Source organism: Methyloterricola oryzae (assembly GCF_000934725.1).
GTDB classification, from domain to species: domain Bacteria; phylum Pseudomonadota; class Gammaproteobacteria; order Methylococcales; family Methylococcaceae; genus Methyloterricola; species Methyloterricola oryzae.
Window position 1 is genome coordinate 524,310 of record NZ_JYNS01000002.1, and the last position, 13,369, is coordinate 537,678.

General features: G+C 61.9%; 13 protein-coding genes. 8 read left to right on the forward strand and 5 right to left on the reverse strand.

From position 1 onward, the window contains the following. Positions 1-12 precede the first annotated feature (12 nt). The 3 genes from EK23_RS06040 to EK23_RS06050 all read left to right on the forward strand — a co-directional run bounded on the left by EK23_RS06040 (position 13) and on the right by EK23_RS06050 (position 4,039). The gene (locus tag EK23_RS06040; protein WP_052807958.1) at positions 13-2,247 is read left to right on the forward strand and encodes a PKD domain-containing protein; all 2,235 of its coding nucleotides are present in this window, start codon (positions 13-15) and stop codon (positions 2,245-2,247) included. A 301-nt stretch (positions 2,248-2,548) separates the two neighbouring features. Beyond that, on the forward strand, positions 2,549-3,283 hold the full coding sequence (locus EK23_RS06045; RefSeq protein ID WP_235281921.1) for an aldolase: 735 nt from the start codon (positions 2,549-2,551) through the stop codon (positions 3,281-3,283). A 114-nt stretch (positions 3,284-3,397) separates the two neighbouring features. After that, on the forward strand, positions 3,398-4,039 hold the full coding sequence (locus tag EK23_RS06050) for an FABP family protein (protein WP_082053971.1): 642 nt from the start codon (positions 3,398-3,400) through the stop codon (positions 4,037-4,039). 36 nt (positions 4,040-4,075) lie between these two features. Here the strand turns inward: EK23_RS06050 and EK23_RS06055 are convergent, their stop codons facing one another. Continuing rightward, positions 4,076-5,341, reverse strand: a complete 1,266-nt coding sequence (locus EK23_RS06055; RefSeq protein WP_052807960.1) for a CinA family nicotinamide mononucleotide deamidase-related protein — start codon at positions 5,339-5,341, stop codon at positions 4,076-4,078. A gap of 21 nt (positions 5,342-5,362) precedes the next feature. After that, positions 5,363-5,887, reverse strand: a complete 525-nt coding sequence (locus EK23_RS06060; protein WP_235281923.1) for a YkgJ family cysteine cluster protein — start codon at positions 5,885-5,887, stop codon at positions 5,363-5,365. Between the two features lie 375 nt (positions 5,888-6,262). Between EK23_RS06060 and EK23_RS06065 the strand changes: the two genes are divergently transcribed. The 4 genes from EK23_RS06065 to EK23_RS06080 all read left to right on the forward strand — a co-directional run bounded on the left by EK23_RS06065 (position 6,263) and on the right by EK23_RS06080 (position 9,695). After that, complete coding sequence (locus tag EK23_RS06065) at positions 6,263-6,748, forward strand: DUF2721 domain-containing protein (protein ID WP_052807961.1); 486 nt, start codon at positions 6,263-6,265, stop codon at positions 6,746-6,748. Positions 6,749-6,904: 156 nt separating this feature from the next. Beyond that, positions 6,905-7,579 (forward strand): lysozyme inhibitor LprI family protein, encoded by a 675-nt coding sequence (locus tag EK23_RS21540; protein WP_052807962.1) that lies wholly within the window; start codon positions 6,905-6,907, stop codon positions 7,577-7,579. A gap of 238 nt (positions 7,580-7,817) precedes the next feature. Beyond that, a complete protein-coding gene (locus EK23_RS06075; protein WP_082053972.1) occupies positions 7,818-8,891 on the forward strand; it encodes a class I SAM-dependent methyltransferase in 1,074 nt (357 codons plus the stop codon). A 54-nt stretch (positions 8,892-8,945) separates the two neighbouring features. Then, complete coding sequence (locus EK23_RS06080) at positions 8,946-9,695, forward strand: substrate-binding periplasmic protein (RefSeq protein ID WP_045224375.1); 750 nt, start codon at positions 8,946-8,948, stop codon at positions 9,693-9,695. 39 nt (positions 9,696-9,734) lie between these two features. Here the strand turns inward: EK23_RS06080 and EK23_RS06085 are convergent, their stop codons facing one another. Beyond that, positions 9,735-10,178, reverse strand: a complete 444-nt coding sequence (locus EK23_RS06085) for a copper resistance protein NlpE N-terminal domain-containing protein (RefSeq protein ID WP_235281925.1) — start codon at positions 10,176-10,178, stop codon at positions 9,735-9,737. Between the two features lie 340 nt (positions 10,179-10,518). Here EK23_RS06085 and EK23_RS06090 point away from each other — a divergent pair, with 340 nt between their 5' ends. Further along, positions 10,519-10,794, forward strand: a complete 276-nt coding sequence (locus EK23_RS06090) for a hypothetical protein (RefSeq protein ID WP_145998569.1) — start codon at positions 10,519-10,521, stop codon at positions 10,792-10,794. An 86-nt stretch (positions 10,795-10,880) separates the two neighbouring features. On the opposite strand, the gene EK23_RS06095 is transcribed toward EK23_RS06090, so the two are convergent. Both EK23_RS06095 and EK23_RS06100 read right to left on the reverse strand, forming a co-directional pair. Then, entirely contained in the window at positions 10,881-11,546 is a 666-nt protein-coding gene (locus EK23_RS06095) for a C40 family peptidase (RefSeq protein WP_158002456.1), read from the reverse strand. A 236-nt stretch (positions 11,547-11,782) separates the two neighbouring features. Continuing rightward, positions 11,783-13,327: a multicopper oxidase family protein gene (locus EK23_RS06100; RefSeq protein WP_052807963.1), complete on the reverse strand. Its 1,545-nt coding sequence runs from the start codon at positions 13,325-13,327 to the stop codon at positions 11,783-11,785. Between the last annotated feature and the right edge of the window lie 42 nt (positions 13,328-13,369).

Consider the following 13,369-nt stretch of genomic DNA (forward strand, 5'->3'; position numbering starts at 1 on the left):
CGGGAGTCGCAAATGTTTAAGCCAAGACCCTTACACTCGGTCGCTACCGCCTGCGCATCGACAGCGCCGGCCCTGTGGCTCCTGTCCACCTGCCTTCTCGCGGCACCGTATGTCGCAAGCGCCGCCGCGCAGCCTCTGACGGGACTTTCGGTCGAAGATGCCAGAGAAGCCCTGACCGGCAAGAATTATGTGATGCAATCCGATTCCGACGGCGCAGTGCAGTCCGTGGTGGTTTCCGGTGAGAACGGTTCGGGCCAAAACGCCCACCTCGCCGCCTTGCCTGAATGGATTGCCCAAAGCACAGCCGATTCAGGCATGCCCCAGAAGCCAAGGGTTCAGCTCAAGGAGAACCTGCAGGGACAGGCCGCCATCGAAGCCTTGGGCGCCGAATTGGCCGCCGTGGCCGCTGCCCATGGCTGGTCCACCGACCGGCTGAAGGAAATCCTGCTGACCGACTCGAGCGCGTGGATCGACACCAGCGGCCGCGTCTACTACGTGGAAGAGGCGCAGACCAAGCCCCTGCCGGAGAAGGCCACCGGGGCGGTTGCCCCACTGAAGGCCGGCGCAGCCGAACCGCTGGACCTGGCCAAGACTTTTCTGTTGCATAGCAAGCCGGGCTCAAACCGGGTCATCTATCTGGACTTCAATGGACACACCGTAGCCGGAACGGCCTGGAACACGTCGTATGGGTTGTCGCAGATCAACGCACCGGCTTTCGATCTGGACGGCAACGCATCCGCCTTCAACGACACCGAACTAGCGCGCATCCAGGCGATCTGGCAGCGCGTGTCCGAGGACTACGCGCCCTTTGATGTGGACGTGACAACCGAGGAACCTGCCGCCGCCGCGCTGGACCGCAGCTCGGCCGGCGACCTGGCTTATGGCACACGGGCGGTGATTACACGCAGCGTCTTGAATTGCGGCTGTGGCGGCGTCGCCTACGTGGGCGCGTTCGACTTTGCCAGCACCGCCTACAAGCCAGCCTGGGTCTTCTATGACGCGCTTGGCAACGGACACGAGAAATACGTGGCCGAAGCCATTTCCCATGAGGTGGGCCACAATCTCGGGCTCAGCCATGACGGCACTAGCACCGTCGCCTACTACCAGGGACATGGCGCCGGCACCGCCGGCTGGGCCCCAATAATGGGCGTCGGGTACTACAGAGAACTGACGCAATGGAGCCGAGGCGAATACCCGGGCGCGAACAACAAGGAGGATGACTTTGCGATCATTCAGTCCCATGGCGCGGTAGTTCAACCCGATGAGGCCGGCGACAGCACCGCCACCGCCGCGCCTCTGGGAAGCGGCAGTGCGGGCACGTTCCAGGTATCGAAAGCCGGCACCATCCAGCGTCAAACCGATGTCGATTATTATGTGTTCGCCACCGCCGGCGGGCAGTTCAGCCTCGCCGTTGCACCGGCCGTTTCGGGTGCCAACCTGGATCTTGGCATCGCGCTGTATGCGTCCAACGGGGCGCTGATTGCCAGCGCCAACCCGGCGACCACCCTGGATGCCAGCCTGGCCGCTTCCCTGGCCGCCGGCACCTATTACTTACGGATCGACGGGACCGGAAAGTCAGCGAGCGGCAGTGATTACGGCTACTCCGACTACGGCAGTCTGGGCCGTTACAAGATTACCGGCAGCTACACCGCCGGCACGGCACAAGCACCGACCGCCGTCATTACGGCCTCGCCCGCCACGGGTGTCGCGCCTCTGCCCGTCGGATTCTCCAGCAGCGGCTCGAAGGATGATGGAACCCTGGTCGCCTACAGTTGGAACTTTGGCGATGGTACGGCTGCTTCAAGCGAACCCAATCCTCAACATACGTTCACCGCTGCCGGCACCTATACCGTGACCTTGACCGTGAGGGACGACCAGGGCCTGACGGGCAGTGCAACAACCCAGGTCACCGTAACTGCACCGGTCGTGGCCACCACCCTCCGTGTCAGCCAGATGGCGCTGCAGATGGTGGGAACGCGCACGAATACCTGGGCCTATGCCTACGTGGTGGTCCTGGACGGCAAGGGTCAAGCGGTGCCCAGTGCCACGGTCCAGGGCAAATGGACCGGCATGGCGACGGCAAACGTGTCCGGTGTTACCAATGCGTCCGGCATCGCGACCCTGGCATCGCCGGTTTCCTCGGCAACCAAGGGCACGTTCACCTTCACCGTGACCGGCATCACCCGCTCTGGGTACACCTATGCGCCCGGCACCAATTCACTGAGTTCCATCAGCATTTCCCGCTAATCGACCTGGCCCCTGTCCGTCACAAGACGGACCGGGGCCATCGGCAAATGTCCTCGCCCACTCTCCTCGCATCGCCGGTGCATGCCACTTGGGCGCCGATAATGGGGGCTGCTGCCTAACGCTCCTGTTTGCGGTTAAACTGGTGCAAACAAGCCGAAATCCCGGACGATCATCCATCTCGGGACAGCCCGCAGGGTTACGGCACCAGCTAACCGGCGGGACTCTGTCCGAATTAGAGGGGTGGTCAGGCCACGGGCATCCCCTGCCCGCCTTGTACAACCGCAGAACGACGTTGATGCCCATGACAGAAAGCGAATGGAACCTGCGTGTCGACTTGGCCGCGGCCTTTCATCTGGCCGTGAAATATGAACTTCACGAGGGTATCGCCAACCATTTCTCGGCGATGCTGCCCGACGGCCAGCACTTCCTGGTCAACCCCTTTGGGCTGCACTTCGCGGAGCTCACCGCTTCAAACCTGATCGTCTGCGATCTGCAAGGCCGGGTAACGCGCGGCGAAGGTGCGCCGGCCGCCTCGGCACACCATATACACGCGCCCATACACCGATTGGTACCCCGCGCGCGCGTGCTGCTGCACACCCATCAGCCCCATGCAACGGCCATCAGCATGATCGCGGAGGGGCGGCTGGAATGGGCCCTGCACACCAGTTGCCGCTTCCACGGCCGCGTCGCCTACGACCGGGACTATGACGGCGTTGCCCTGGCGGATACGGTGGGTGAACGCATGGCCGCAGTGCTTGGCGATGCCGAGGTCCTGTTTCTCGGCAACCACGGCGTGATGACCGTCGCGCCCACGGTTGCGCAGGCTTTCGACGACCTATATTTTCTGGAACGTGCCGCGCAGACGCAGTTGCTGGCGATGTCCAGTGGACAGCCATTGGCCATGCTCGATGAGGATTTGATACAACAGGTAGCTGCCCAGACCCGTTACGAACGTTTCGAATTGGGCTATATCGAACGCCATTTCGCTGCCCAGAAGCGCCTTCTGGACCAGGACGGCGGCCTGTACAAGCAATGACCCTTCAAGCGTCGGAAACACGCGCCTGGCTTGGAACCGCACATCCACTGCCTTTAAGGAGCACCATGAACAGACAGCATTCCTGCTTCAGAACACAGGCCAAGGAACTGGCTCATGTCGGATAAGTTAATGGATGATATCTACACCGAGCCTGCCGACGTCGATCCGGACACCCTTCGCAATCTGGGTCCCCTGACCCCGCTAGCCGGCGTGTGGGAGGGCTTGCGCGGTACCGATGTCCATCCGGATGCGGAAGGTCCTGTCGAGGACACCTATCTCGAACGTTACGACTTGCAACCCATCGATCCGCAAACCAACGGACCACAGCTACTCTATGGTCTGCGCTACCACGTACACGTCACCCGGCCTGGCGCGATCGAGACGTTTCACGACCAGGTCGGCTATTGGTTGTGGGAGCCCGCCACTGAACGCGTGATCCAGACCCTGGCCATACCCCGCGGCCAGATTGCGATGGCGGCGGGCCACAGCAAGCCGGATGCCCGGCGCTTCGACCTGAGTTGCGATGCCGAATCCCCCTACTGGGGCACCTGTTCCAACCCGTTCCTGCACCAGGCATTCCGGACCGTGCGATTCACGATCACGGTAATCGTCCACGACGACGGAACCTGGTCGTACGAACAGGACACGGTACTGCGGATACAGGGCCGCGACGATGAGTTCCATCACACCGACCGCAACACCTTGCGCCGCATCGCAGCCCCGACGCCGAACCCACTGATGCGCAACCCGGGATGAAGGGGCCGCCTGTGCCCGGCAGGCGAAGGACGGTGTTCAGGTGCTCGTGCCCAGCGTCACCTGCTGCAGCAAGCGCAGCGCGTGGTAGGCGATACTGGTCCTAATCCGCTCCGGTGGACTGCCCCGTAAATCGAAGTGCTTGAGGGCATGGGTTCCGCCTGCGGCGACACACCCGATGAAGATGATACCCGCCGCCGGCGCCTGATCGTCTCCGCCTGATTCCGCGACGCCGTTCACCGCCAGGGCAAGATCGGCGCCGGACACGCCCAGCGCCGCCCGCGCCATGTCCATCGCCAAGGCTGCGCTCACTCCGCGCGACTCCGCCAGTATCGCCGGATCCAGCCCAAGCAGGGTTGCCAAAGCTCCGTCGGCGGGACCGGTCACCTGCAGCCGCAGTTGCTGCGGATTTCCCGGCACACTAGCGAAGAGCGCTCCAACCTGCCCGCCGGTGCACGTGTCCGCCACCGCCAGTCCGAGTTGATTCAGCACGACAGGTCGCGTCGTGACGGCGATAAAGCTGTCATCGCGCCCGCCGAACACGATGTCCCCGAGACGCTGGCGCACTTCATCGGCGGCCCGCTGCGCGAGGCTTACCGCGGCGAATTCGTCTTCCGCGCGCGCCAGTACCTTGACTTCAATTTCGGGAAAATGTGCCCGGTACCCCAAGGTCACGCCGAGAAACATCTGCTCGACGCCCGACAGCCGCTCCCCCAACTCCGATTCCGGCATGCCGAATGTGCGCAGGTGCACCTGATGACCGTTGCGCGGGGCCAGGCCCGCGATACGCGGGGAAACCTGCTCGCTGAAAAGGTGGCGCATCTCGCGCGGCACGCCCGGCATCACGAACATACGGCACCGCCCCATCCGCGCGGCGAAACCCGGGGCGGTGCCCATGGCATTGGCCAGCACCTCGGCACCCGCCGGGAAAAAGGCCTGTTTCTCGTTGCTCGGGGACATGCTCCGGCCGCGCGAGGCGAAAAAGGCCTGGATGCTTCGCAAGGATCCTGGATCGAGCACCAGCCCGACACCCAAGGCCCGCGCGAATGCCTCCGTGGTGAGGTCATCGGTGGTGGGGCCAAGACCCCCGGTGGAAACCAGTACGTCGCTCCTCGCCGCCAGGCTCCGCACGGCCTCTTCGATATGGCCGATATCATCATCCACGGTCAGGTGCTCGGCCACTTCGAAGCCCAGCGCTATGAGCTCACCAGCCAGCCAGGCGGCGTTACTGTTGATCAACTCCCCGCGCGTCAGCTCGGTGCCGATCGTGAGAATTGCCGCCGAAAGTGAAGTCTTTCCCGTCATATGCCTGCAATCCGGTCCGGGTCACGTCATCGGCGACGAATCCGGCGGGATGCCCAAAAAACCGGCCGCCAGCCAGGCGTTGAACCACTCCGTGAGCGTGTGGCGCACGCCCCATTCCCTGCTGCGCCGGTCAAGGGCTTCCTGGTTTCCCCAGATGACCTCGGAGAAATCGCCGCAATCCACGCGCGTCTCGATCGCCTTGCAATAAAGTCCGACGCCTCGCTCCAAATAGAACCCGTAACTGCGGCAGGCCAAAGGCCGGTGGGCATAGACGCGGCAAGCTCCATTGCTGCGGTCAAGCAGGGGACACTGGATGGGGGTGGCCGGGTTCTGCGCCAGCGCGTCGAGCTGCCCAGCCAGGTCATTCAGCTCATCTGCCGGCAAGGCCGCCAGGCCCTCGCGCAGTAAGCCCCACTCGGGCGCGCTGAGTTCGGGGATTGCGGCAAGATTTTTACAGCAGCCATCGCAGCCTAGCCGGCAGGGCCAATCGGTATACTGGCCTTGAATCGCGGCGACCCGGGTTTCGATGTCGGCGTGGAGCTGCATGAGGGTTTCCATTAAGCTATCGTCGCAGGGAGGGTTAGTCAGTGTGGCCGTGGCCCATGCATTATGCTTCCGGCCCGAGGTTCGGGCAATTTGGCAAGGCGCCTCAGACTGAGGCTAATCCAAGGAAGCGGCGGGGGCCTGCGTACTCCCCGGAAAACTGACGCGCCGCGCCCTATTAGTTAGGCCCCAAAATACCCTCCTGGTATTTCGGGCCGACGCCAAGGTCGGTACGCGCCCGACCTTGGCTGACGCGGCCGGGGCATGCGTGCCTGGCATTAACCCGGCCAATTTGGGGTCCGGGATAATAGCCGCCTCGTCCCGGGCAGCCTATACACTTCCGCTTCCGCTTGCGAGAATCGCCCGATGCAGCTTCAGATGAGCGAGACCATCGTCTCCAACGTCGCCCATGTCATTCAATTGGCGGTCGCGCCGGTGTTTCTGCTGTCCGGCATCGGCGCCATGCTGAACGTCTTCGTCAATCGGCTGAGCCGGGTCGTCGACCGGGCTCGTGCGCTGGAAGCTGCACTGCCCGAATTATCGGAATCGGCACGCAACGGCGCGGAATTGGAACTCCAGTCACTCACGCGCCGAGCCAGCCGGGTCAACTGGGCGACGTTCCTGAGCGTAGCCAGCGCAATCCTCATCGCCCTGATCGTGGGGGTCTTGTTCGCGGGCGCGGTCCTGGCCCTGGACACATCGATCCTCGTGGTCGTGCTGTTCGTGCTGGCCATGGGCACCCTCATCGCCGGACTGCTGTGCTTCCTGGGGGAAATGCATCTGGCCACCAAGACCTTGCACATCAGCGTCAAGTCGTACCGGCAAGCGGATCGTGCTTCCAAGGCCGACGACAGGGGCGCATGAGGGCCGCCATGCCTTTGCTGTTGTTGCCGAATGATGCCAGGACCCCTCGGTCTGTCTACAATAGGGACCTATCTCGGCACGCCGGCCACTGAGTTCCGTGCCGACTCCTGTTGCGTGTGCCACACTCTGCGATCTCCTTCGCCATTGCATTCCGACTTGAAGATCACCGTACAGAGGCTCTGCCTTGCAAGCTTTCCGATCCTCGCGCTGTTGGGGTTCGCCCGTGATTCCGCCGCCGCCAGCTTCGACTGCGGCCAGGCGAAAGCCCGCCTGGACCGGCTGATCTGCGCCAATGCCGGCCTATCCCGCCTGGATGAGAACCTCAGCCTGGAATACCGCAAAGCACTGACGCGATCGCCTGATGCAGCGCAAATAAAGTCCGAGCAGCGGACCTGGCTGAAATCCAGGAATAGTTGCCAGGACACTGCCTGCCTGGAACAGGCCTACCGCAGCCGCATCGCCGCCCTGCTCCCGTCGCCGGACTCAACGCCCGCACCCGCTCCGCAAAAACCCGCTTCTGCGCGGCCGTATCAGGGCCAGGGCGACCCGGAAGTGGGTCAGAACGAGAACGGGGCTCCGACATTTGTGGTATCGGCCAGCATCCAGGGCCACGACCAGACCCGGCTGAGTACCGACAAAGGCGACTTTTACTTCGCGCCGTGGCTGTCCGGTCTGCGCTTGAGCGCCTTGCAAAGCATGGCAGAGGGTTTGCGGGGGCAGCGTGCGCGCATTACCTACTCGAAGTCGGAAACCAAGGACAGCGGGAGCCCATGCTGGGTCGAGGCCATCGCGCGGAACATCGGCTTCCTGGAGAAGCGTGGGAAAGAATAGAACCCTGGCATGAAGGAAAAGAGGCCAGGCACAAGCCTTGTCGCCGGGTTCGCCTTCTCCTGCCTGGCGCGATCGCAAGCGTTTAGCGTCGCCGGTGTTTCGTTCTTATGCGGTCTCGTCCGTCAAAAGCCCGCTGTGCCCTGCAGCGCCCGGCAAAAGCAATGGCCCACTGTGATAAATTATTCCGCCGCGCGCGCCTCCGTTGAAAGCCCGCGCCCCGATCACAAGGAGCCCGACCATGAGCATGCCCACACACGCACTCGATCAGGAAAAACTTGAACAACTCCAAGGAAAAGTCATCGGTGACGTGGCTGGCTCACTGGGCCTGCTGTTGGCCTATCTCGGGGACAAGCTCGATCTTTACAGCGCCTTGCGCGAGATCAGCCCCGCGACCAGCGCGGAACTGGCCGAGAGCACCGGGATGGACGAGCGCTACCTTAGGGAATGGCTGTCCGCCAATACAGCCGCGGGTTATGTGAATTACGATGCCGCTGTCGGCAAGTTCTGGATGACGCCGGAGCAGGCCGTGGTGTTCGCCGCCGAAGGGCACCCAGCCTGCATGCAGGGGTTTTTCCAGGCGGTGATGTCGGTCTATTTCGACGAGGACAAGGTGACGGAAGTCTTCCGCAGCGGCAAGGGCCTGCCCTGGAGCGATCACAGCCCCTGTCTGTTCTGCGGCACGGAGCGCTTTTTCCGGCCCATGTACGCCATGAACCTGATCGAGTCCTGGATTCCGGCCCTGAACGGCGTGCGCGAGAAACTCCAGGCGGGCGCCAAGGTCGCCGATGTGGGCTGCGGCCATGGCTCGTCCACCATTCTCATGGCCCAGGCCTTTCCCAACTCGACCTTCCACGGCTTCGACTTCCACGGCCCCTCCATCGAACACGCGCGCGAACGGGCGCGGGCCGCGGGGGTCGGCGCCAACACCATCTTTGAGGTGGTCACGGCCAAGCAATTCCCAGGGAAGCACTACGATCTGGTGACCATGTTCGACGCCCTGCACGACATGGGCGATCCCGTCGGCGCCGCGGGACACATCGCCAGCACCCTCGCCGAGGACGGCACGTTCATGCTGGTGGAACCCTTTGCCGGTGATCGGCTGGAGGAAAACCTGCATCCCCTGGGTCAGATCTATTATTCATTTTCCACGATGGTCTGCGTGCCGGCCTCCAAGTCCCAGGAAGTGGGGCTAGGCCTGGGCGCGCAGGCGGGACCGAAAAAGCTCGGCGAGGTTCTCACCGCCGGTGGTTTCACGCAGGTCCGCCTGGCCACATCCACGCCGACGAATCTGGTTCTGGAAGCCAGGCTTTAAGCCCTCCCGCAAGGCAGGCCCCGTCCCACCCCGAGCAAATCTGAAAGGAATACGATGCGACACGCCTGGACCCAACTGATTCTGTGGATTAGCCTGACCCTGGCCGCGGCGAGCCCACATGCCGAAAACCTCCGCATAGTGGCTGAATATTGGCCTCCTTACGTGGACAAGGCGGCCAAGGGCCACGGCCTTGCCATCGATCTGGTGACCACCGCACTGACCCGCGCCCGCTATGACTACAGCATCGATTACCAGCCCTGGCCGCGGGCCCTGGAGGGGGGCAAGATCGGCGTGTACGATCTCATCGCCAACATCTGGTACAGTTCGGACCGCGCCAAGGACCTGGATTACAGCGAGCCGTATTTGGTGAATGACATACGGCTTGTCAAGCGCAAGAACAGCGACATCAAGTTTCGCAAGATGTCCGATCTTTCCGGGCTGATGGTGGGGGTCGTCAAGGACTACGCCTATCCCAAGGAGTTCGCCGCCGCGTCCAACATCATCAAGATCGACAATGCGGACCTGCTGCCGGCCCTGGGCGGCCTGATCAAGGGCGATTACGACCTGGTGATCGGCGACCTGAATGCGTTGAATTACCTCTTCCTGAAATTCCTGCCCAACGAATCAACGCAGTTGGAAATCCTGCCCAAGTCCGTCGGCCTGAGCAAGCTGTACGTCGCGGCCAGTAAGTCCAATCCCAAACATGCCCGCATCATCAAGGATTTCAACGAGGCGCTGCGCTCAATCCAAAAAGACGGAACATACCAGAGCATCATCGAGACGCATCAGGCCGACGCACCGTAAGCTGGCCTGCCGGCGCTCCCCGGTTTTGTCCGGGGCGCGTCAATGTATGTGCATTTCCCGGTTGCCCGCCTGGTCGCTGCGCTTCAACAGGTAATCGTCCGGATCGCCCGGCAATGCCGCGCCATCGCCGCTGAGATAGAGCAAGGTACCCGCATCCTTGATGGAAAGTCGGCGCAGCGGCGCGTCCTTGTTCGGAGTGAGCAGAAGCGTGCCTTTGCCCTCGTCCCAAACGTACTTGCCCTTCTCGAAGGACTCCCGGTTTTGCGGTTTGGCCGGTTGGATCACCAGCAAATAGTTGTTTTTCTGGTTCAGCGACAAGGTCATTTTCAGACCCTTGCAATTCTCCTCCTGGCATGGCAGGTAGCCGTAGAAGACACCGCGGAATCCGCCGCTCGCATCATCCGCATTGGCATGCGCGGAGTGATCCATGCCGCCCTGCTGATTCATCTCGCGCGCCTTCAGCGCCTTTTCCTGCATCTGCATGTCGCTTTCAGCCCAGGCGGAAGTCGCACAGCACAGACAGGCAGCAAGAGCCGAGTATAAAGCCTTCTTTATCATTTCAACGTTCCATGCTATTCAGCAATTTCAATCGTATGCCGCAGGCAAGCCTCAGGTGCCCCGGCGGGAAGTATCGCCACGTCATTTTACTCGACTTAAACGCTCTCTGGCGCCGCACGAGGTTCCGGCCTATCTCCCGGCCCGGTAATCGAGTAACTTCAGAATGGCCGAATCGGCACAAGGCGAATGCTTGGATTGCCTCCAGTCCAGCCTTCAATTACGATCCTGCTGTAGCTCCGCCACCCCAAGACCATCCGCTTCCTCCATGAAACCATTGCACCGTTCTTCCCCAAACCCCTCCGGACAGACTGCTTTCGCCTGGCTGGCGATCATGGCCATCGCCGTGTTGACTGGATGTGCGACAAGCGAGCCGACCGTAACAGGCGGCCCGGATAGCGAGGAAGCCGGGATCCGTTACGAATCCGCCCGGCGCGAGTACAACAACTGCATCCGCAACGAAGGGCCGGGAACAGCCACCTGTGATGCCTTGAAGGCCTTGTACGAGCGTGACCGAGACGCCTATGAGAGCAGCGTCAAATGATCGGGCCCCGGACACATCGTCAATCGCCGCCTTGGCGGCTTGCCTTGCAGATCCGTCGGGGCTGAATAAGGCGCGCCTGACGCCCCTCAGGCGGCAGCCCGCGCTTGCCCCTGCGGGTGAATGGTGTTGAATCCGGGCAGTTTCACCGCTTTGTAGCTGTACGCCTTGATCTGGTAGTAGGTCGGATTGAAAATCCTGTACTTGATGATATCCGCCGGCGACAGTTCACTGACATTGACGCTCTCGGGCAAAATTCCCGCGCTTTTGAGCCCCACGCCCACCAACTCGGAACAGAACAGCTTGGTCCCGTTCTCCTGAGACCGGGTGATACCGATCCGGTCCAGCAGATCCAGGCCCGCTTTGGGCATGTCGGCGTAGTCATAGGGCTTGCCTACCTGCTCCAGCACGCTGGCTTTCAGACGCTCGATGTCGGCCCGCTGCCTGACATCCTCATCCAGACGTGCGACCCATATATTGCCCTTGTAGAACGGAATCGAGTTGGAGAAATGGCTGACGATCACGCCCTCCCGTTCCGGATACATATCGCCTTCCGAGGCCTCCACAAAGCTGATGCGGTCGCCTTCCCGAATGATCGTCGCCACATGGGAAACCGGTGAACCAGTCACGAAGCCGATGATTTTCGACAGGCGGTACTTGCCGCCGAAGATCGCCACGTCCCCGGTTTTCAGTTCGGCGCGAATGTTGTGGTAGTTGACTGCCAGCGGAAATAACTTGTGCTTATCCCGGATCATCTGCTTCTCCTTGCTGAGTAAAACAGCGGACATGAACGATGTGGACACTGGATTGCGCCCATTCCGGCGCCATGCTTCGCAGGCGGGAACGCGCGTGAGGGAAGGCTATCAGGCGAGGGCGAAGCGATCGCGGCAAGATTTCGCGAGAATTCTGTGAAAAATCGCCGATCCAGCGCCGCCAGAGAACCTGGGTTCTAGCTGGTGGCGCTGGACGGGTTCAAGTCTTCGATCCGGACCTATTCCGAGCCCGGGCTGGTCACGTTGATGATGGACATCATGCCGTTATCTTCGTGGCCGAGGATGTGGCAGTGAAAGACGTAAGGTCCCATGAAGTTCCGGAAGCGGAAGCGCATCACCACCTCCCCGGGAACGTCGTTGCCATTGCCGTCCTTGTAGATATAGGGGATCGGAATGGTGTCCACCCAGGAACGCGCCTGCTGGGTCACGCCGTTGATGCTGACGATCTGCGCGTCGTTGACGTGCAGGTGGATGGGGTGCAGTTCATGGGTATTGTTCCGGAATATCCATTCCTCCACCGTGCCGATCACCGGCGTGGCGTCTACCTGGTTGGGATCGAACATGCGCTGGTTGATGAAGAACTGCCCGATGTCGTTGTTTTCGGTGAGGTCGAAGATACGCTGACGCGCAATCGTCGCACCTGAGAGATCATCCAGGGCCTGGATGGTCGCAGGCAGCGCCACCGGCGCCTTCTCCGTTCCCGTCACCTTCACCTTCGCCATGAGCACTTCCGGGTAATCGTCCCCGTCCGGCCCCGTGGTCATGGCGCGGGTGATCAACTGGTAATTGCCCGGCTTTTGCGCCTGCACCAGCACGTCATAGCGCTTGGCCGGCGCCATCAGCAGATGGTCCGTGGTCAGGGGCTTGTCCAAAGGATTGGCGTCCTCGGCGATCACGGTTAACGTCAAGCCCGCGAGTTCCAGGTCATACCAGATGTCGGCGCCGATGTTGCCCAAATGCCAGAGTTGAGTCTCCCCGGCCTGCAGACTGATGACCGGCCGGATGCGTCCATTGATGGTGCGGTTGGTGGGCGCTGAGGAGTCGATATTGTTGGCGGGGATGCTGTTCCCGTCATTCAACTGAAAGTCCTTGAGCCCCATGAATCGCTCGGTGATGCCCTGCAGGCTGGCGGGCAGCAGCTTCTCCAGGCCGCGCACATAGAGCAGGCCCGCCAACCCGCCGAACACCTGCTCCTCCACCAGGGTGTGGTAATGGGGGTGGTACCAGTACAGGCCCGGTGCAATATCCTGCGGGATGAAGTAGTTGTACATGAAGGTCTTGCCGCCCGGCAGGTCCACGAAAATATTGTCCTGATTACCCGCCGGGGAGATGAAGAATCCGTGGGTGTGCAGATTGGTGGGCTCGCCCAGTTTGTTGACCAGGGTCACCCGCAGATTGTCGCCGGGCTGCACTTCCAGCACCGGCGGCATGTAGGCGGCCGGATAGACCTTGCCATTGGCGGATGCCGAATACACCCGGGCGTTGACCAGTTTGCCGCTGATGCGCACCCGCGCGCGCCGCGCGGTCAGGGTGACAGCCAGTTTGCCGTTGCGACTCTTGATTTTAGGAGGCTCGTTCAACGGCTTATCGCGGACGAAGTCCCCCGACTCGCTCGCCGAAATCGCCGGCGGTGCGGCGGCGGGTCGCGCAGCATGGCCGGCGCTGTGACCAGCATGCATCGACAGATCCGCCGATGGAGCTTCCATGGCCATGGAGGCCGGTGCGCCCAATGACGCCAGAAGCATGAAGGCGACGGATGACATTCCAAGCGTTGGTATTGCTGACCTCTTCATACATATTCCTCT

Bases quoted from the DNA above. Each gene is read 5' to 3' on its own strand.
- EK23_RS06090 (WP_145998569.1), top strand. From the start codon at position 10,519: ATGAAACCATTGCACCGTTCTTCCCCAAACCCCTCCGGACAGACTGCT.
- EK23_RS06040 (WP_052807958.1), top strand. From the start codon at position 13: ATGTTTAAGCCAAGACCCTTACACTCGGTCGCTACCGCCTGCGCATCG.
- EK23_RS06075 (WP_082053972.1), top strand. From the start codon at position 7,818: ATGAGCATGCCCACACACGCACTCGATCAGGAAAAACTTGAACAACTC.
- EK23_RS06085 (WP_235281925.1), bottom strand. From the start codon at position 10,178: ATGCAGATGCAGGAAAAGGCGCTGAAGGCGCGCGAGATGAATCAGCAG.
- EK23_RS06095 (WP_158002456.1), bottom strand. From the start codon at position 11,546: ATGATCCGGGATAAGCACAAGTTATTTCCGCTGGCAGTCAACTACCAC.
- EK23_RS06050 (WP_082053971.1), top strand. From the start codon at position 3,398: ATGTCGGATAAGTTAATGGATGATATCTACACCGAGCCTGCCGACGTC.
- EK23_RS06080 (WP_045224375.1), top strand. From the start codon at position 8,946: ATGCGACACGCCTGGACCCAACTGATTCTGTGGATTAGCCTGACCCTG.
- EK23_RS06060 (WP_235281923.1), bottom strand. From the start codon at position 5,887: ATGCAGCTCCACGCCGACATCGAAACCCGGGTCGCCGCGATTCAAGGC.
- EK23_RS06100 (WP_052807963.1), bottom strand. From the start codon at position 13,327: ATGTCATCCGTCGCCTTCATGCTTCTGGCGTCATTGGGCGCACCGGCC.
- EK23_RS06045 (WP_235281921.1), top strand. From the start codon at position 2,549: ATGACAGAAAGCGAATGGAACCTGCGTGTCGACTTGGCCGCGGCCTTT.
- EK23_RS06055 (WP_052807960.1), bottom strand. From the start codon at position 5,341: ATGACGGGAAAGACTTCACTTTCGGCGGCAATTCTCACGATCGGCACC.
- EK23_RS06065 (WP_052807961.1), top strand. From the start codon at position 6,263: ATGAGCGAGACCATCGTCTCCAACGTCGCCCATGTCATTCAATTGGCG.